Source organism: Acidicapsa ligni, assembly GCF_025685655.1.
Taxonomy (GTDB): domain Bacteria; phylum Acidobacteriota; class Terriglobia; order Terriglobales; family Acidobacteriaceae; genus Acidicapsa; species Acidicapsa ligni.
The window spans coordinates 1,086,951-1,105,127 of the sequence record NZ_JAGSYG010000001.1 but is presented as its reverse complement, the minus strand read 5'-3'; the positions used below and the strand labels follow the sequence as shown (position 1 = coordinate 1,105,127).

Below are 18,177 nucleotides of genomic sequence, written 5' to 3'. Positions count from 1 at the left end.
ATCTCCTTAAAGGTGTGGTCGCGGACAGTAAAAACCCGTCCGGTGCGGCCTCTGTCCAACTTGATTGCAGGATCGGAGGCTATTGACTCATAAGTAGGTTAATCGGTAAGGCGGGTCAATTCAAAGTCCACGCAGTGAATGGCGAAATCTGCGTCTGAACGGCGACAAGCGGGCGCGGAGCGGGAGGGTCTAAAACATGGGCTAACAATTTCTTTCCGCGCGGGAAATGACGGCGAGCGAAAGACCCCGCCATCCCCTGGAGCATTTCTCCTATTGCAATGTACCAGCCGGCACTTGCAAAGTGCCGGCTTTTCTTGATGAAAAGCCGCGCAGGCAGACGCTGCGCAGAATATACCGCGCAGAATATGCCGTTAGGAGAAATGACCTAGTCAGAATTGTTCTTCAGAGCCACCTGATTAACGATGCGCTGCACAACAACCACCTGCACATGGATATGGCTGGCAATGTCCGGGAGAAATTCGCTGATCAGGTTCGAGATCGGTGCCGTGGCCAGTCCAATGAAGTAGCGCTGGGTCGTAGCACTTCCGTTGGTCTGGCGGCCCGGCACATAGAGATTGGCGATCTGATCGTCGATGGCGTAGCCCACCAGGTTCGCGTAGTTCAGCATGCCTTTTTCATTGTCGCCCTGGGTCCAGACCACCTGCGCAACCGTGTGGAAGATGCGGCGCTGATAGGACGCAGTAGGCATGCGGTGATAATGCGGGTCCTGGTGCATGATGGACGGAATCAGGAAGGTATTGAAAAATTCCCCGGTCAGATCCTCTGTGTAGCTGACGCCCACGTATCGTCCAAAACCCGGCATACCCGGGCCATAGGCAGAGTGCGAATCCGCGCCAACCGAGATGGCCGCCTCGCCAAGAATCGTGACAGCGTTGAACGGGTCGACGAAGTTCCGCAGCGCCAGCCAGCCTTTTTCCTTTGGCGTAAGTGGCTTCACCTGGGGCCCATTCACAAAGCTCTTGTACCAATCCATATTCGGCCACGGACAAGGCATGAAGCGGCACTCTTTTTTCGTGTGCGCATTCGCCGGTTTTGGCTCATCCGGCAGATTGCCGGATGCATTGGAAGATGTATTGGAGGGTGCAGCCTGCTGCTCGTCCGTAACCAGTAGCGGAGCAGGCTCTCGGGCAGCGGATGCCTCATACAGCGACACAAGTTCGGCAGGCTCAGGCGTGGAAAAATGCGCCTCCTGCGCCATCGTCGGAGCTGCAAAACTGAATACGAGGCAACCGAAAAGGACCACAGAGATTCCTGTGGGAGCGGTGGAGAAAAACATTTCGTTGAGTTTGATGGGCTTCACTGGAATCATTTTCATCTTGCTTCACCTTTCGATGTAAAAAAAGTGAAAAAGGTAGCCCGCTCCGGAAATCCCCGCGCAGGAGTAATGTTTACGGCACCCCGCAAGCCCGATTCGCCGCCAAACCCATTGACTAGAGCGCACGCGATGCCCAGACTTAAAGCGAGGTCGCATCGTATATGCAGGATTATGCTTCATCTCGAAATCCGTACGGAAGCGGGTTTGGCCAGCGTGTCGAAGAGGCCGTCGATGACGTTGCCTACGAACTTCGCAGCGCAGTAGCCTACGTTGACCGAGTCGTGGTTCCACAGGTAAGGCGAGAGTCGAGCGGCGCTCTGCGATTGCTGGCGGGGCACTTGGAGAAGCTGGCCAACACTCTGCATCCATACACGCCTAAATCAGATGCCCCGAGTTCGAGTACAAGTACGAGCGAAGGGTCCGCGCGTTGAGTGCCCGGCAATATGCCGTGGCAGAGATGCTGCCGCAGCGTGAAACAAGGCGCAGATCCGCGCTGCTGGGCGCTGCCTCACTCATGATCACCGGACTCATGATGGCCGGGCTCGCAGGCTGCCACCATCATCAATACGCTCCCATAGCAAACGCCCCCGCGCCCCCACCGATTCAGTCCCGGCAACCGTCTTACAGGCCAGCGCCCGCACCTCCTCCACCGAGCGTAGTTACGGCCGATGACGAGCAATACGTGGCGAGTCACAAGCCAATCTATTCCGAAGAAGGCGTAGCGAGCTGGTACGGACCGCCCTACCATAATCGGGTTGGTGCCAATGGCAAGGTATTCGATCAAAACGTAATGACCGCGGCGCATCGCACACTGCCCATGGGCTCGCTGATTACCGTGACCAACGAGAAGACAGGCCAGTCGGCGACAATGCGCGTGACGGATCGCGGCCCCTTTGTACAGGGGCGCACACTCGACCTTTCCATGGCATCGGCAAAGGCCACAGGCGTATATCGCGCAGGTCTCGCAACGGTGCGTGTGGATGTGTATGAAGCCCCCCGATCAATCGACGTAGGCGGCCGCTGGTGCGTACAGATTGGCGCGTTTGAGCACGAGGGCAAAGCTGTGAAGCTGCATGAGCAACTGGAGCGCGAGTACAACACGGCACAGGTAATCGATTTTTCCGGACCAACTGGATACTGGGTGAGAATTCGTCCTGCTGGTGATAACCGAGAGTCGGCAGAGATGCTGGCCAAGCGAATCAGGCCAGTCGAAGGCGATGCCTACCTGGTACGGCTGGACTGATCTCGCCGATAGCTCAACCGCAGGATTTGTTTGACCCGATCGAAGACGCTTGGTACTCTACGGGTACATTCTCAGGGTGATGGAGTTCGCCCCGAACCGCTGCGCAACCCGCGCATGCTGATGACTCCTACGATTCTGTAGGAGGATACTTGCCCAAAATCTTTGCTCGTCTCGCACCGCTCGCAAACGCCGGTCCCATGCGTTTAGAACAAGTGCGCGTATTCCTCAGCCTTGTCCGCTGGCTATTGATTGCCGCGGCGGTAGGAGTGCTCGCCGGATCAGCTTCAGCACTGCTGTTGGTCTCACTGGCATGGGCGACAGATGTGCGTGAAAGCCACAAGTGGATGATCGCTCTCTTGCCCGTTGCAGGGCTCGCCGTCGGTCTGCTCTACCACTACTTCGGCAAGTCCGTTGAGCGCGGAAACAATCTCATCATCGACGAGATTCACGACCCGAAAGCTACCCTGCAACTGCGCATGACACCGCTGATTTTGCTGGGTACGGTGATCACGCATCTCTTTGGCGGATCGGCCGGACGCGAAGGCACCGCGCTCCAGACAGGCGCTTCGCTGGCGGACCAGTTGACGCGGCCTCTCGGGCTAAACGCGCGGGACCGGCGCATTCTACTAATGGCTGGCCTGAGCGGCGGATTCGGTTCCGTGTTTGGAGTGCCGATGGCAGGCGCAATCTTCGGCATTGAAGTGCTGGCCATCGGCAGCGTCGGCTACAGCGCCCTCTTCCCCTGCCTTGTAGCCTCGTTCGTAGGGGATTACGCGACCCATGCCTGGGGCGTTCAACATACCGCTTATCGAGTAACAGAAATCCCCGCCATGAACTGGATTGGCTTCCTCGCAGCGATTGCTGCCGGCATAGCTTTTGGACTCGTGGGCATGCTGTTTGCACGATTGACGCACACCATCACAAAGTGGAGCAAGCAGACAATCCGCTGGGAGCCAATGCGGCCTTTTGTAGGCGGCGCGATTGTCGCGGCAGCCGTGTTTTCGATAGGAACGACAAAATACATCGGACTCGGTATTCCGATGATTGTGGATTCGTTTTCGCAACATCTGCCCGCATATGATTTTGCAGCGAAGCTCCTGTTTACCGCAGTAACACTGGGCTTTGGCTTCAAGGGCGGCGAAGTCACACCACTGTTTTTTATCGGCGCGACCCTGGGGAATGCGCTTGCGTGGATATTGCCGCTGCCACCCGGTCTGCTTGCAGGAATGGGTTTCGTGGCAGTATTTGCCGGTGCAGCAAATACCCCGATTGCCTCTTCACTCATGGCGATTGAGTTATTCGGTGTTGAAGCAGGGAGTTATGCGGTGATTGCATGCGTAGCAAGCTATCTTTTTTCAGGGCACGCTGGCATTTATTCAGCGCAGCGGCTGGGCCACAGCAAACACGGCTGGAGGCACGGCGTGGATAGCCTTTCAACATCTGAATTAGACAAGATACGTGCCGAAGCAACGCCGCCTAACTCTGATTAATCTAAGTAATCAGTTATGCCAGGCTGCAAAAACAGCCTGGCATAATCAAAGCTCTTTAGCTCGGTGGCGGATAGAACGGCAGCTTGTCATTCTTCTCATTGGCCCGGCGAACAGTTACATCGTCAAAAAGCAAAGCCGGTGCGAGAACGGTCTCAGGCACCGCTCCGATGTAATTGGCCACGAAAGGCTCTTTGCCTGCAGCGACAATGCCAGAGCGCAAAGTCCGCTGATCGAGATCGTCGAGCGTAGCTCCGCGAACCAGCTCACGCGTACCATCGACACTCACTCGATAGAGCAGTCGTGGCGTAAGTTCTGGGCCGAGAGTTTCGACAAAATAAACACTCTTGAGGTCGCGATCTTTAGCGAGCGCAAGCAGCTTCTTGTTGAGTTCGCCATCGTCGATCCCGTCCTTTGCAGAGACCTGCAAAACACCGATAGCTGGATACGCGGGACCAGCGAGGGCAGCGCGCCCATGACCGTTCGACTTGGGAAAATCACGCACCGGCTCCCGCCCGATGAGGTAGTTTTCAAGCCGTCCGTCCGTGACTAACTTTACCGGCTGAGCGATGACACCTTCATCGTCAACGGTATACGCTCCAACAAGATTTTTGCCCTTGAAAGTACGCAGTCCCGGATCGTCGATAACACTGAAAATCTCAGGCAACACGCGTGCGTGATAACTCGAAGCAAACGCGCCCTTCGTGCGAGCCTCAGTACCAAGATCCGGACGCGTCGCAATTATGTTAGGCGCTACGAGTTCATGCATAACGTCGGCAGAGGCATCTGCAGAGAGCAGGATAGGCCCGTGATATTCCTCTTCGACAAGCGGAGCCTTGCGCAGATCAGACAGCGACGCGATGAGCTTTACTGCATGTGCGGTGAAAGCCTCCGGTGAATCAATATCTTTGAGAACCTCACCGTTACTGGCGTAAGAGCGATCGAGATGCATTCCATCCGCCGCTTGCGTACCCACAGCAAAGGACTCCTCAAACGAGGTCTGTCCCTTTCTAACGATGGTGCCCTCGGTGTTGACCAGGTAGATATTTGCAGCCCGCGCATGGAACATAGCCGTGGCATACTGCACATCTTTTTCACTCGCTTTAAGCGATGCATCTGTGCGGTACAGGCCACTGGCCGCTGCGACACGCCTGGCCCACTGCGGCCCATCTACCTTGAGGCTCACGGTATCTTCAAGCGAAATGACAGGCGACTCATGCGAAAAATCATCGGCCTGTGGCGGAGTCTGCACTTGCTTCAACTGGGCCAGCTTGCGCGCATAAGCTGAGAGCGCATCCTTATACGCCTGATCCGTCGCCTGCCAAAGCGAGGCGCGCAGAGCCAGTGGATCGTTATCCAGCGCGGCCAGTTGAACAGCCCCATCGCCGCGTGCAGTGGAGCTATCCGTTTTGTAATCGCCGACGCGAACCGTGATGCGGGCTATGCGCTGATGATGATTGTCTTCACCAACACTCGCGCCAAAGTCGCCTTTGGTCTGATAGTCCTCGATATCTTCAATGCGGTACTGAATGAAGAACGGCTTCTCAAAACCTTTCAGCTGTAGCTGCTCACGGCTGCGATCAAGCTCAGCCAGCATTGCCTTGAGAACGGGATCTTTCTCCGCATCGGCTCGGCTAGGCTCAGCATTTGCAATGAGGCTTGATGTTAGAAGCGCCAGGGCTGCGAAAGGGATTACGAATCTCTTCATTAGTTTCCCTTTCCTGCTGCCGCAATAACTGCGCTGGGATTAGATAGGATTGGCGGACGCTGCGTTCCCTGCTGTTGCTTCTGCGTTTCGATTTCGGTAAGCAGCATAGCCGGGGCCACAGCAGACACTGGAATGGAGCCGGACTCCGCACCGCATTCGCCATTGAAGACTTCACTCTTGTCGCCCGTAGCGAGAATACGCTTCATCGCAGCCAGCGGCGTGCCAACGATGCTGACGCCACGAACCAGTTCATCAGGACGACCATCGACATATACCCGATAAACAACCAGCGGTATTACCGAGAAGGCTTGTGGCGAGCTGCGCGTAGTTACAGCAAATCCCGATGAGATGTCTTCGAAGTAGAGACCGTATGGCTTACCCTGTTTCTTTGCTTCGTCGATAAGCATCTTGCGCAACTCGGGCTCAGGCACAGACTTGGTTGACGTCACGATCAGGTTGCCCTGTCTTCCATTGGGAACATGGCCAGTCTGGGCGCGGCCATGACCATTGGAGTTACTAAAGCTGGCAATCGGAAGACGCGACATGAGGAAGGTCTTCAGCACACCATCCTGGATAAGATCGACCTTCTTCGCCTTTTGTCCCTCATCATCGAAGTCATAGCTGCCGCTAAGCCACGTGCTGCCAAAAGATGTACGCGTTGGGTCATCTGAAACCGACAGAAAGCTTGGCAGAACAGGCTTGTTCACTTCCTTGGTAAAGGTTTGCCCCTCTTCATCACCGCGCTGTCGCTGTCCTTCAAGACGATGGCCGAGAACTTCATGGAAGAAGACCGCAGCAGCACGACCCGAGAGAATCGCCGGACCATTGAAAGGCTCCGTCAACGGCGCTTTGCGAAGATCCTCAAGGCTTTTACCCAGTTCGCGAAAGGCCGCTTCAAGTTCAGGCTGCGCGGGCAGCTTGTCGACTGTTTCAGCCTCGAATGTCTGCGCGCGAAAGAGATCCATGCCATCGTCGGCGCGACTTACAGCGAAAACAATAAGGCGCGCCGCCTGATGCGGACTGGCAAGACGCGAACCCTCAGACGATGCAAAGTAGTCCGTCTCACTCTGCGCTGTAAGCATGACCACATTCTGATAAACATCGGGATATTCGCGGAAAATCTTCGAGAGCGATCGAACGCGATCTTCCCACGCTGCCTTGTTGACGATCGGCGCAGGCGCGGGCTTCTGCACGCTTACCTGCGCTGACTCCGTAGAAAAATCTCCAGAGGAATCTTCTTCCTTGGCTCGTACCTCGGCCTCAGTCTTGACGCGGAGATAGTTATCCAGCGCGGCGCCATAGCCACTGTTCGTTGCCAGCCAAAGCGAACGCGACAGCGCTTCGCGATCATCGGTCAGCGGCAGTTGGAGCGTGTTCACAGCCGACGCGCGATGCGTTCCGTGGGTATTATCCAGCTTGGGATCACCAATGCGGACCTGCACATCCACCACACGCTGATGGTTGCTCTCCGAATCGGCAAGCGCACCATATTGAGCGCGAATAGTCACCCCGGTCGCATCTGCAACGGAATAGCTGAGGAAGTAAGGCGGAATCTGCTTTTCGCTGGCCTTGTTCTCAGTGCTCTTGCCCAGGGTACTCATGGCGCGAGTCAACTCGCCGGTCATGGTATCCAGCAGTGGCGGCAATGGCTGCTCCGCCTTGAGCGCTGAAGATAAAGTAAGTGGAAGCAGGAGGGCGCAGGAACCGGCGATTCGCCCGATCCGGACGCCGCCAGGAAGCAATCTAAGAGCTGCCAGCAAAGTTGGTTTCATGAGTAGGTGAGAAAGGCAAGCGTAAACCGTTTCTGTGCGTTTATTGTCGCAGATAGTGCGGCAGGGTGGAGTTGAAGACGTGAGAATATGCGGCAGCAAGTGGCTACAGAGTTTTAGAAGAAGTTTTTTCATTGCAGGAATAGGAATCGCGCTTGCTTCGTCCCTGATTGCGCAGAGCCCAGGAACCGGCGAAGCCTATACGACCTACCATTTGCCTCCAGACAAGCTGGCCAAGGCCATAGTGCTCGGGCGGGAGCGGCTTTTCCTGCATTTCGGCTTCGAACTCTGGGGGCTGGCAGTCCTATGGTTGCTACTGGCCAGCGGAACCGCCGCAAAACTGGCCGATTGGGTTGCGCGCAGGTCGCGGCTCTGGTGGTTACAGGGCGGAATCTACTCAGCATTGCTGGTAATTGCAGTGTTTATCGTGGGCGAGATTCCCTTCGCCGTCGCTGGACACGCGGTTTCGCTCCACTACGGCATCAGCGTGGAAGGCTGGGGCGCGTGGCTGCTGGATATGGCGAAAGCCCTGGGGCTGGCAGTGGTTCTCGAAACTCCCCTGCTCATGCTGGCGTTGGGCCTGATGCGCTGGGATTGGTCCCAACGCCGCTACTGGCTGTGGTTTTGGGCGGCCGCTGTCCCCATCATGCTATTGGGAACATTTTTGCTACCCGCTCTGGTCGAACCGCTTTTCGATACATACGAACCGCTGGCGCAGTCACATCCCGCACTGGTTCGCGATCTGGAGCGCGTCGTCGCTCGCACCGGCACCAGCATTCCGCCTGAACGAATGTTTCTGATGAAAGCCAGCGAAAAGAGCAATGGACTCAATGCATACGTAACGGGCATTGGTGCTTCCAAGCGAATTGTCATCTGGGATACGACAGCCGACCGAATGCCCGAGGACGAAATTCTCTTCACCTTTGCGCATGAGAGCGGACACTACGTACTCAACCACATTCCCAAAGGACTAGCGCTGGCAACCGTTGGGATGTTCATGTTTTTCTGGCTTACCGCCAGCCTCAGCGCCTGGCTGGTGCGCCGGTTTGGAGTACGCTGGCATGTCGATTCCATTGGCAGCCTGCCCGGCCTCACAGTCCTGCTTCTGGTAGTAATGGCCTTGCAGGTAGCGACGGAGCCTATCACCAGCTTCGCCAGCCGGCACATCGAGCATGAGGCCGATGTCTACGGCCAGGAGGCGATTCACGGCATCGTAGCCGATCCGCAGCGAACGGCAGTTGCCGCGTTCCAGCAACTGGGTGAGGTATATCTCGACGATCCAGATCCAAACAAATTTGTTGAATTCTGGATCTCGGATCATCCATCCATTCAGAGCCGGTCTACGTTTGCGGCGCACTATGATCCCTGGGCTGCCGGGCAAACGCCGACGTTCTTTTCCAAACCGTAGGGATACACTGGTGAGGCTATGAACTGCCTATTTTGCAAGATCATCGACGGAAGCATTCCCTCAACAAAGGTCTACTCGGACGAGCAGTGTTACGCCTTTGCGGACATTGCTCCGCAGGCGCCAGTGCATGTGCTGGTCGTCCCTCGAAAGCACATCGCCTCGCTCCTCGAAATAACCGGGGAAGATCCCGCCCTGGTAGGCCATCTTCATTGGGTCGCGGCTGAAATCGCGCGAGAAAAGGGCCTGACACGCGGCTATCGCACCGTCATCAACACCGGCGAAGACGGCGGCCAGACAGTCGATCATCTGCACGTTCATCTACTCGGTGGACGCAGCATGGCTTGGCCTCCGGGCTAAATTCTGGCCAGATTCGCTTTCAATACAAAGCAAGAGGCGCTCCCAGCGGAAGCGCCTCTTGCTTTTTTGCAGCTCGATTTACATCGGCTGCGGATAGTTATCCTCTTCCTCTTCCATACCGTAACGGCGGAGAAGGTTAGGCAGGCTCTGCGAGAAAGCGGAACGCGGCATAACCGTGTCGCAACCCGCTTCCGATGCCTTCATCTTCAGGTCGCCCTGCAGATGAGAGAGGAAGCCGATGATAGAGACCGACTTCTTGAGCTTTGCTTTCAGCTTGGGAATAATCGTCAACGGCTTGGCCGCTGCATTGTTCAGATCGAAGACGAGCAGCGCAGGGCGCTCGTTTTCCGGTCCGTCCGTGATGCGCGCCAGTACTTCCTTGTCGCCTTTGACGAACTCCACTTTCACGCCCAGCTTGCGGCTGGCTTCCTGGATCTTCGCCAGGAAAAACAAATCCTCTATGAAGAAGAAAATGCGTGTCGTAGCATCGGCAGCAATGGTTGGTGTAATGCCACGCGACGGAGCGTCATTGTAATAAGCGCCGTGGCCGTTGCCCTGAAAAGGAATAGTCGAAGGCGGACCATCTGCGATATTCCCATTGGCCACGCGATAGCTGTGATCCATTGGGCCGACAAACTGGCGCGGACCTTTTTGCTTGCCGCGTTTTTTGCCCTGACCGCCACCATTGCCGCCATTGCCATTCGCCCCGTTGAGGCTGTTGCCCGGCGAAGCCTGGAAAGCCGGCTGAGGCCTGGGCTTTTTCTTCTTGCGCCCGCCACCGCCCTGGCCTTGCCCCTGATTCTGGCCCTGACCCTGGCCATGATTTGAGCTTCCCTGCTGCGGCGCGGAAGGCCGTGGGGCCTGCTGTAGAGGAGCAGGATTTGCCGCCACCGGCTGAGCACCCTCAAATAGACCGGGCTGACTCGGTCCGGAGGAGTTCACGCCAGGCTGATTCTGGTGAGCTGCGAGATTTGCTTTGGTTTTGCGGCGGCGTCGGCGGCGCCGATGCCCCTGCGACTGCCCAGGCGCACTCGCCTGGGCTGGCCCTGCCTCGGAGGAGGGCTGCGTCGGTTCTGTCGTCATGCTTGCACTTCCTGGTGCTGTATCAAAGAATCCAAAGGGTTGCTTGCAGCCTTGGCCTGTCTGGGCGCTGCGTACCCTGTCAATACGTCCTGTGCTGAAGTGACCGGGTTTCTGCTGAATGATAGTTCGCAGATGGATCGAATTTCAGCACCGTCCGATGCAGGTATGTTCAAAACAAATAGAAGACTCGCTTGCCGGATGCCTTGTTGTTGCTTCCGACGCTCCGGACTTTCGCTCGAAGCTTGCCTGGTCTTCCTGACGCGGGTCATGCGGAGCTTTCACTCGACTGGGACCTCACGAAACTCACTGTCTGCTGAGTTCTCCCGGAAAACCGGTTTCCGCTGTAGAGTGCGCGTGGATGTTAGCCAACGCGGTAAACAGCGTACTAGGACTGTATCGCAACCTTGCAGCTCTACTCGGCCCGATCAACCCGGCTGAGGAGGCGCTTATTAGCTGCTCTACAGGCAATTCCGATAGTACAGGGAAGCTGGGGTGCTGGCAAGACGACAAACAAATCGAACTGTTCTTTTCCTTCTCAGCAAACACCAACTGCGCCCGAGTATTGCAGCTACCGCCCCGGGAGCGCAAGAGGTGGATTCCGATTAATAACTGCTTGATAACCGCCTTAGGCTATTCAGAACCCGAATCGGGACGCAGTTTCGCCCCTACAGGCAAAAACGCCACCCGCTTGGCGGTGTGGCGCTCTGTCTCTCGCAACTAAATCACTGAATTTAATTCCTGGGCACTGGCCTCCCAGAGTTTAGAACCTTGTTGGGTGATTCTAGGATCACTCCCCGGTTCTGGTAATGTGGCTCCGGCTGGACAGCGCTCTTAGTTGGCGCCCGTCTCTTACCGGAACCCATTGAGTTGCAGCAAACTGGAGTGAATCACAGTCGCTACACATCACTGGCACTTTGAATATAGCAATCGATGCGCCAAACTCACGATTGATTGTTTTGTTCAACTTACAGACAGGGCCAGGATCGAAATATTCTAAAAACAAGAGATTCCAGATTCAGCAAACTACACAATATGGAAGATGGAAGTTTATTCAGGCCAGATCAGCTTTGGCAGACAGGACAAAAATGCGTCCCTCGGCCCGCAAGCAGAATCCGCCGGATAGGCGTCGAGCAGACCAGGCAAGGCTGACCAGTACGCATATAGACGCGGTGCTCCAACTGAAAAAAGCCGCGCACACCATCCGCATCCACGTAATCCGAAACCGATGAGCCGCCCAGTGAGATGGCATGGTGCAGCACTTCCAGCAAAGCCGTGTGGAGGCGAAAAAGTTCAGCGCGGGTGAGGCGGCCTGCCATGCGTTTGGGGCGGATTCCCGCGCGAAACAGGCTTTCGTCGGCGTATATGTTGCCGACTCCGTGGAGCAGCGTCTGGTTAAGCAGCGCAGCCTTGATAGCCAGCTTGCGGCCCCGAAAAAGATCGGCAAATTCCTCAGGAGTAATCGTGAGAGGCTCAGAACCTGGCCCTGTAAAAGCCTCCGAACGGCCCAGATCGCGAAATTCAAGGCGGCCAAAACGCCTGGGGTCCACAAAACGCATCTCCCGGCCACTGGCCAGCGTAAGGCGAGCATGTGTATGCGGCGCCACCGGCCCATCCGGAGTAGTCACCAGCAGCCGTCCGGTCATCCCAAGATGAACAATCCACTGAGCTTTTGGCCGTTGTGTCATTAGCCGTTGTGTCATTGACTGTTGGGCAGTTGGATCGGATGAAGCCGAGCCTGGACGGTCGCCAGCATCTCCCAGCTCACAAACAATATGCTTACCCGTGCGATGAACAGCCAGGATCACCCGGCCCTCAAGCCCGGCTGCCTGCTGTGCAGGCGGCGTTTTAAACGGCTGAGGATACGAGCCAAACCAGACATCGACGATGCGATCTCCCTTGAGGCGCTCGTGCACTCCGCGAGCGATCGTTTCGACTTCTGGCAGCTCAGGCATCTCTCAAGTGTAGATGGAATCCACCAAAATTCGACGCATCCGAAAATGCGGCAGTAAGTCAGTTTGCATGCAGTATCGAAATTCAGAACGTTCAGAACATTGTTCTTGCCCTTAGCCCTTGCCTTTGTAGTTGCTGTTGTCGTTGCCCTTGCCTTTGTAGTTGCTGTTGTCGTTGCCCTTGCCTTTGTAGTTGCTGTTGTCGTTGCCCTTGCCTTTCTGTCTGTCATTCCCGAAGGGAATCTGCTGTTAGCTGTTAGCCTTTTGCCGTTGTCCTTCCAACCATCACACCCAAAGAAAATCTGCCTCCCCCACCCCAAAAGACAATCACCCCAAACCCACCCACCACCAGGAACCGGTAAACCTTTTGATATCGATCGGGCGACTCCGGTATATCATTCAAGGGGGTACTCCCGGATTTGGGATGCCGCTATTCCAAGAAAAAGACCTGACGAAAAGGGTCTCAGTACGAGGCCCGGCAGGATGGTCTGGCCCGGAAAGCCGTGTTTACCTTCGTCAACCGAGGGCGAACGGCTGAAAAATGGGCAACCCCAGGAAATGGATTTCATGCGAGCGAAGACAGCAGTAGTGCTCGGCGCCCAATGGGGCGACGAAGGCAAAGGCAAGATTGTGGATGTACTGAGCGGGCAGTTTGCTGCCGTTGCGCGGTACGCTGGCGGGCATAATGCCGGGCACACCGTGATAATTCACGGCCAAAAGTTCGTGCTGCAGTTGATTCCCTGCGGCGTATTGCGCCCAGGATGCAAAGGCGTAATCGGCAACGGCGTAGTGCTGGACCCGATTGCGTTTCTGAAAGAAGTCTCCAAGCTCCGCGATCTCGGTGTCGATGTGGACAACCAGTTGTACGTGTCGAATCGTGCACAGGTGATTTTGCCCTACCACCGCATGATCGAGCTGGCCGCAGAGAGCGCGCCGGGACGGCAGAAGATCGGAACGACCAGCCGCGGAATTGGCCCAGCCTACGAAGACAAGATGGCCCGCAGCGGTCTGCGCGTCGTCGATCTGCTGAATCCAAAGATTTTGCAAACACACATCGAGAACGCCTGCGCGGAAAAGAACGCCATCGTCCACGCTCTCTTTGGTAGCGAACCCATCGACCCCGCGAAGATGTTCGACGAATACGCCGCGGCAGCCGAGCAGGTTCGTCCCTTTGTGACCGATACCGGCAACCTGCTGAACAAGGTGATTGCCGAGGGTGGCAGCGTCATGTTTGAGGGCGCGCAAGGCACGATGTTGGACATCGACCACGGAACATACCCATTTGTGACCTCGTCGTCAGCTACCGCAGGCGGCGCCGCAACCGGAACCGGCGTAGGCCCCACAGCCATCGGCACCGTGATTGGCGTGACCAAGGCGTACGTAACTCGCGTAGGCGAGGGTCCGTTCCCAACAGAGATTCACGACAGCTCTGCGGACACCCTGCGCGCTCGCGGCAACGAATACGGCGCCGTAACTGGTCGCCCCAGGCGCTGCGGATGGCTGGATATCCCACTGCTGCGCTACTCCAACCAGGTCAACGGTACAGAGTGGCTGGTTGTGACCAAAATGGACGTACTGGATGAGCTCGCAGAGATTCCTGTATGCATCGGCTACGAGATTGACGGCAAATTCACCGACCTGATACCTGCGGATGTGCAAGGGTTAGAGTCGATCGTGCCCCGATATACAACCCTGAAGGGCTGGCAGCAATCCACGGAAGGCATTCGCGAATTCGGCGAGTTACCAAAAGCCGCACAGGAATACCTGCGCTTTCAGGAACGGGAAAGCGGAGCCAAAATCGGAATGGTCTCCACCGGTCCCGATCGCGAACAAACGATGGTTCTGCCTGAATTTGCGGATACCCTGGCAGCTCTAAGCGCGTAGCTGAATTCATCGAAAGAGGAAAAATTTATGGTCAGCTTTATAGTTCGCCTGAAATTTGCAGCCGAGGAGCGCGCAGACATGGCCGAGACGCTGCGCCAGTTGGCCGAGGCCTCGCGCCAGGAACCAGGCTGCGTCAGCTACATACCCCACCAGGTGGAGGACGACCCTGACACGGTAGTGATCTACGAGCAGTACAAGGATCAGGAATCACTGGCAGCGCACCGGGCGTCTGCGCATTTTCAGAAGCTGGCCGTAGGCGGACTTTACCAGCGAATGCGCGAACGGGCAGTAGAAAACCTAACGGCAATTTTCTAGTCATAAGGCTTCGGGCCGAATCTTTGCTCTTGCAGGTTCGGCCCCCACGGATTCCTTTTGACCTGGAGTCGCGTCCAAGTCTACGATTCGTTACGAATATGGTTGCCAAGTCTCCTTTCCGAATCGTCCTGGCAGCAGGGTTCCTGCTGCTGATGTTGGGGGTTGTCGCAGTTCCCCTCTTTGCAGGCCCCGCGCAGCATCCGCTTCCACGCGCCCAGCGTCACGAATACCGTCACGAGATTGAAGTTTTAGAAGAAGCTTGGCGTACCGCCATGATCAAACGCAACAGCACAGCCCTCGAAGGACTGCTCGCGGACGACTACACCGGCATCACAGCGAACGGTGCAATCCAGACCAAAGAGCAGGCTGTAACCAGCTTGCGCACCGGCACAATTCAACTGACAGACCTCACAATTTCAGATCGCAAAGTTCGCGTCTACGGATTGACTGCCGTAGTGACATCGCAGGTTGAGTTGACCGGAACCAGGGATGAAAAAGGGATCTCCGGTAAATACCGTTACACGCGCGTCTACGTGAGAAACCCTCAGAGTCAGTGGAAGATCGTGAGTTTTGAAGCCAGCCGCATTCAGGACAGCGAGCGAAAATAACGGCTCGATATAAGTCCAACCGCAAGTAAATTTTGACGGTGCTAAAACGAATTATTAGCTAAGTTTTGAACCTTTAAATAGTTACTGATTCTTAAAATGCGATTACTTTTTAATGCGTTGACAGCGCTTAAAAGAGGGCGTTACCTAGTCATAAGCAGTTCATCCAGGCGAGGGTGAAACGGATCTCCGTCATTCCCCACTAAAGACTGTCTCATCTCGAACAGACCCTCAAGACGGGTTCAAGTTCAATATGAAAAGTCATGGAGTCGAATATGAAACGCGCCAATCTGGCAGTCCTAAAATTCTTCGCACTTCTTTTTCTGCTTCCCGGGCTTGGTGGCCTGATATTCAGTGCAATGGTTTCGACAGACTATCTTGAGACGTTGCCTAAATCCCCAGCGCCAAACGAATTGCGCATGACTCCTCGCAATGTCCACGGAATAATCATCTACCAGACCGCACAGGAAGATACTCGGCTTACGATCATGGAGTACAGTTCCGTTTCAGTCTTCCTCGTCGGATTGCTGATGGGCATCGTCTATCTCGAAAAGTGGTCATCAACACGGCAGTTCGATATGGACCGCGACACCCTGGAAGAAGCCGAGGCTTAACTAAAATTTAACAGTTGTGAAGCTGAAACAGGAACGCCTGCCAATGCATTGGCAGGCGTTCCTGTTTCAGCTTGTACTATCTTTTCCTGTCTACACATCCATCGCATCCCGCCAGCTCAGCATGCCTGGCGTACGCATCAGGAAGGCGTAACAACTTCCTGAGCCTGCTTTCGTCGCGCCAGAAAACGGTCGCGAGTCACAATGCTTGGCTTCTCAAACAGAAAGTAAAATACGATGCAAACAACCAGCGTGAAACCCAGGATGAATGCCGACTTGGCAGCTCCACGCGGCCAGGAAGCCACTAAAACGCGCAGATCGCTCATGACCAGCACATGAATCAGGTAGATGCTGTAAGACGCGAGAGCCAGCCCCCGAATAATCTTCTCCATCGTGCGACCGGCAAACGAAACTGGTTCCCACGCAAGGTCGTAGGCCAGGCGCAGCCATGCCGCAAAACCAATAGCTTCCAACGTTGCATTCAGCGTTTCAAACAACATGCTTCCTGCAAAGAAGCGGGATGCGATCATTGCCACCAGCACAAGAGGAGCGCATACCCAGGACGGGACGCGCGCTTTTTCAAACCACTCCGGCTGCTCGACAAACAGATACGCCAGATAAACACCGGCGATCAAGCCATCGCAATGAAACGGTGTCAATCGATACCACTGATCCGGCATATGAGCCACTCCGCCCACATAAGCAATGCACACAGCCCGCAGGATTAAAGGCGCAAAGAAGGCCAGCGGAAGAATCCATTTGAAGACCTTGGTACCGAAAATTGCCTGTGCTGCCAGAGCCAGAAGCGGCAGCGCCAGATAGAAGTGCTCTTCAACACAAAGGCTCCAGGATGGACCGAAGCCCTTCAATCCCAGGATTGTCTGCAGAAAAAACAGGTAATACCACTCGACAGGATTCCCCGGAATCCACCGCTCAGCCAGTACAAAGAGCCCAAGAGCTGCTATGTAAGGAGGCAACGTTCTCCACCACCGTGCCACCCAGAAACCCCATAACTTGAAATCACCGCTGCGCTGCTGACGAAAGTAGATCCGGCCAATCAGAAACCCTGATAAGACAAAAAAGAGATCGACTCCGACGCTGAGGCTATCAAGCGCACTCACTCCATGGGCAAGAAAGACAGAGGTAATCGCCAGGGTTCGAAGCAGATCGAGCCCAAAGTTCCGTTTGCTATGCATGATTGCCCCAACTCTGGATAACTTTTGACAGCTCTACGGTGAATGTACGAGCCCTCGTTTTTGTTTCAGTGTCTCGCGAACACAACCAGAACAAAACCTCGGCGTAGCGACGACTCCAATAGCAATGCCTATGGATACCTGTGGGTACCGCGAGCTTTTTTGTGAGTATACCCGAGACACAACTGCAATCCCTTGCCCCTTGCGGGCCCGGTCGCTGCAACTTAAGTTCGAAGAATTTCAGGTTAAATAGGCCGCCAGGCTGCATAGATCGCATCCGCCACCCGCGCAGCTTCAACAGCCGGACGCACCAGATGCACACGAACGATCGAAGCCCCCAGGAGAATACCCGCCGTAAGCGCAGCTACACTGGCTGTCTCACGCGACCCGGCCGGTATCTGCCCCGGAGCACCGTATAGGGACGCCATGGGATGTCCAAGGAACGACTTGCGGGAGAGTCCGACGAGCAGAGGCCGTCCCAAAACCAGCAACTCCGCCTGCCGCGCAAGCAGCGCATAGTTCTCGCCCAGACGTTTGCCAAACCCATATCCAGGATCCAGCACAATTGCCTCCGCAGCGATGCCTGCTGCCTGCGCCGACTCCAGCGTGGCCGCAAGACCGTTTTGCACCAGCGGCAGCACTGCGGCGCCTTCCAGACGAGCCTGCGTGCGCCATTCCTCGGGCGTGCCACGCGTATGCATCAGTACGACGCCACAACCGAGTTCCGCACAGGCCGCAGTCATCTCCGGGTCCCACAGAAAACCACTCACGTCATTCACAATTTCCGCGCCCGCAGCCACCGCCGCACGGGCCGTCACGGACTTGTATGTATCGACCGAGATCACCGTATCGGGACGCGCCTTGAGAATTGCCTCAAGCACCGGCAGAAGCCGCGCCAGCTCATCCTCTGCACTCACCGCCGGATCTTTCCCGGCGCGAGAACCAGGCCGCGTACTCTCGGCACCAAGATCGAGAATATCCGCGCCTTCATCCAGAAGCTGAAGCGCATGCTCTATCGCGCGTTCCACATCTAGATACAGACCACCATCGGAAAAGGAGTCCGGCGTAATATTCACAACGCCCATGATCAGCGTGCGGCGCCCCAGTTCAAGCATCCGCGTACGCGTGCGCCACGTCGTCAACACTCGATGCAATGGCCGCGTTGATTCCGTTGATCCGGTTGGTTCCATTGATGGCAACTCTCTCGCTACAAGATCATCCTATAAGCA

General features: G+C 55.9%; 16 protein-coding genes and 1 riboswitch. Of the genes, 8 read left to right on the top strand and 8 right to left on the bottom strand.

The features are described 5' to 3' along the window. Positions 1 to 385: 385 nt before the first annotated feature. Together OHL19_RS04350 and OHL19_RS04345 are read right to left on the bottom strand one after the other, a co-directional pair. Complete coding sequence (locus OHL19_RS04350) at positions 386 to 1,336, bottom strand: hypothetical protein (protein ID WP_263356362.1); 951 nt, start codon at positions 1,334 to 1,336, stop codon at positions 386 to 388. A 176-nt stretch (positions 1,337 to 1,512) separates the two neighbouring features. Continuing rightward, positions 1,513 to 1,701 (bottom strand): hypothetical protein, encoded by a 189-nt coding sequence (locus OHL19_RS04345; protein ID WP_263356361.1) that lies wholly within the window; start codon positions 1,699 to 1,701, stop codon positions 1,513 to 1,515. A 62-nt stretch (positions 1,702 to 1,763) separates the two neighbouring features. Between OHL19_RS04345 and OHL19_RS04340 the strand changes: the two genes are divergently transcribed. After that, the gene (locus OHL19_RS04340) at positions 1,764 to 2,579 is read left to right on the top strand and encodes a septal ring lytic transglycosylase RlpA family protein (RefSeq protein ID WP_263356360.1); all 816 of its coding nucleotides are present in this window, start codon (positions 1,764 to 1,766) and stop codon (positions 2,577 to 2,579) included. 66 nt (positions 2,580 to 2,645) lie between these two features. Next, positions 2,646 to 2,716, top strand: a riboswitch (Fluoride riboswitch). A gap of 12 nt (positions 2,717 to 2,728) precedes the next feature. Then, entirely contained in the window at positions 2,729 to 4,069 is a 1,341-nt protein-coding gene (locus OHL19_RS04335) for a voltage-gated chloride channel family protein (protein WP_263356359.1), read from the top strand. A gap of 55 nt (positions 4,070 to 4,124) precedes the next feature. Here OHL19_RS04335 and OHL19_RS04330 read toward each other — a convergent pair whose 3' ends face one another. Beyond that, positions 4,125 to 5,774, bottom strand: a complete 1,650-nt coding sequence (locus tag OHL19_RS04330) for a metallopeptidase TldD-related protein (RefSeq protein ID WP_263356358.1) — start codon at positions 5,772 to 5,774, stop codon at positions 4,125 to 4,127. Continuing rightward, positions 5,774 to 7,534 carry a metallopeptidase TldD-related protein gene (locus tag OHL19_RS04325; protein WP_263356357.1) on the bottom strand — a complete coding sequence of 587 codons (1,761 nt, stop codon included), beginning with the start codon at positions 7,532 to 7,534 and terminating at the stop codon, positions 5,774 to 5,776. The genes OHL19_RS04330 and OHL19_RS04325 overlap by 1 nt, the downstream gene beginning before the upstream one ends. Positions 7,535 to 7,625: 91 nt before the next feature. Here OHL19_RS04325 and OHL19_RS04320 point away from each other — a divergent pair, with 91 nt between their 5' ends. Together OHL19_RS04320 and OHL19_RS04315 are read left to right on the top strand one after the other, a co-directional pair. Further along, on the top strand, positions 7,626 to 8,951 hold the full coding sequence (locus tag OHL19_RS04320; RefSeq protein ID WP_263356356.1) for a M48 family metallopeptidase: 1,326 nt from the start codon (positions 7,626 to 7,628) through the stop codon (positions 8,949 to 8,951). Positions 8,952 to 8,969: 18 nt separating this feature from the next. Then, complete coding sequence (locus OHL19_RS04315) at positions 8,970 to 9,308, top strand: histidine triad nucleotide-binding protein (RefSeq protein ID WP_263356355.1); 339 nt, start codon at positions 8,970 to 8,972, stop codon at positions 9,306 to 9,308. A gap of 78 nt (positions 9,309 to 9,386) precedes the next feature. On the opposite strand, the gene OHL19_RS04310 is transcribed toward OHL19_RS04315, so the two are convergent. Together OHL19_RS04310 and mutM are read right to left on the bottom strand one after the other, a co-directional pair. Continuing rightward, a complete protein-coding gene (locus OHL19_RS04310; RefSeq protein ID WP_263356354.1) occupies positions 9,387 to 10,391 on the bottom strand; it encodes a response regulator in 1,005 nt (334 codons plus the stop codon). A 1,061-nt stretch (positions 10,392 to 11,452) separates the two neighbouring features. Beyond that, on the bottom strand, positions 11,453 to 12,343 hold the full coding sequence (mutM, locus tag OHL19_RS04305) for a bifunctional DNA-formamidopyrimidine glycosylase/DNA-(apurinic or apyrimidinic site) lyase (protein WP_263356353.1): 891 nt from the start codon (positions 12,341 to 12,343) through the stop codon (positions 11,453 to 11,455). Positions 12,344 to 12,907: 564 nt separating this feature from the next. On the opposite strand from mutM, the gene OHL19_RS04300 reads away from it, so the two are divergent. The 4 genes from OHL19_RS04300 (at position 12,908) to OHL19_RS04285 (ending at position 15,758) form a co-directional block, all read left to right on the top strand. Further along, a complete protein-coding gene (locus OHL19_RS04300) occupies positions 12,908 to 14,224 on the top strand; it encodes an adenylosuccinate synthase (protein ID WP_263356352.1) in 1,317 nt (438 codons plus the stop codon). A gap of 27 nt (positions 14,225 to 14,251) precedes the next feature. Continuing rightward, the gene (locus OHL19_RS04295) at positions 14,252 to 14,539 is read left to right on the top strand and encodes a putative quinol monooxygenase (protein ID WP_263356351.1); all 288 of its coding nucleotides are present in this window, start codon (positions 14,252 to 14,254) and stop codon (positions 14,537 to 14,539) included. Between the two features lie 98 nt (positions 14,540 to 14,637). Then, positions 14,638 to 15,147, top strand: a complete 510-nt coding sequence (locus OHL19_RS04290) for a nuclear transport factor 2 family protein (protein ID WP_263356350.1) — start codon at positions 14,638 to 14,640, stop codon at positions 15,145 to 15,147. A 272-nt stretch (positions 15,148 to 15,419) separates the two neighbouring features. Further along, complete coding sequence (locus tag OHL19_RS04285; protein WP_263356349.1) at positions 15,420 to 15,758, top strand: hypothetical protein; 339 nt, start codon at positions 15,420 to 15,422, stop codon at positions 15,756 to 15,758. Between the two features lie 137 nt (positions 15,759 to 15,895). Here OHL19_RS04285 and OHL19_RS04280 read toward each other — a convergent pair whose 3' ends face one another. Together OHL19_RS04280 and folP are read right to left on the bottom strand one after the other, a co-directional pair. Next, on the bottom strand, positions 15,896 to 16,951 hold the full coding sequence (locus OHL19_RS04280; RefSeq protein WP_263356348.1) for an acyltransferase family protein: 1,056 nt from the start codon (positions 16,949 to 16,951) through the stop codon (positions 15,896 to 15,898). Between the two features lie 242 nt (positions 16,952 to 17,193). Continuing rightward, positions 17,194 to 18,138 carry a dihydropteroate synthase gene (gene folP, locus OHL19_RS04275; protein WP_263356347.1) on the bottom strand — a complete coding sequence of 315 codons (945 nt, stop codon included), beginning with the start codon at positions 18,136 to 18,138 and terminating at the stop codon, positions 17,194 to 17,196. Between the last annotated feature and the right edge of the window lie 39 nt (positions 18,139 to 18,177).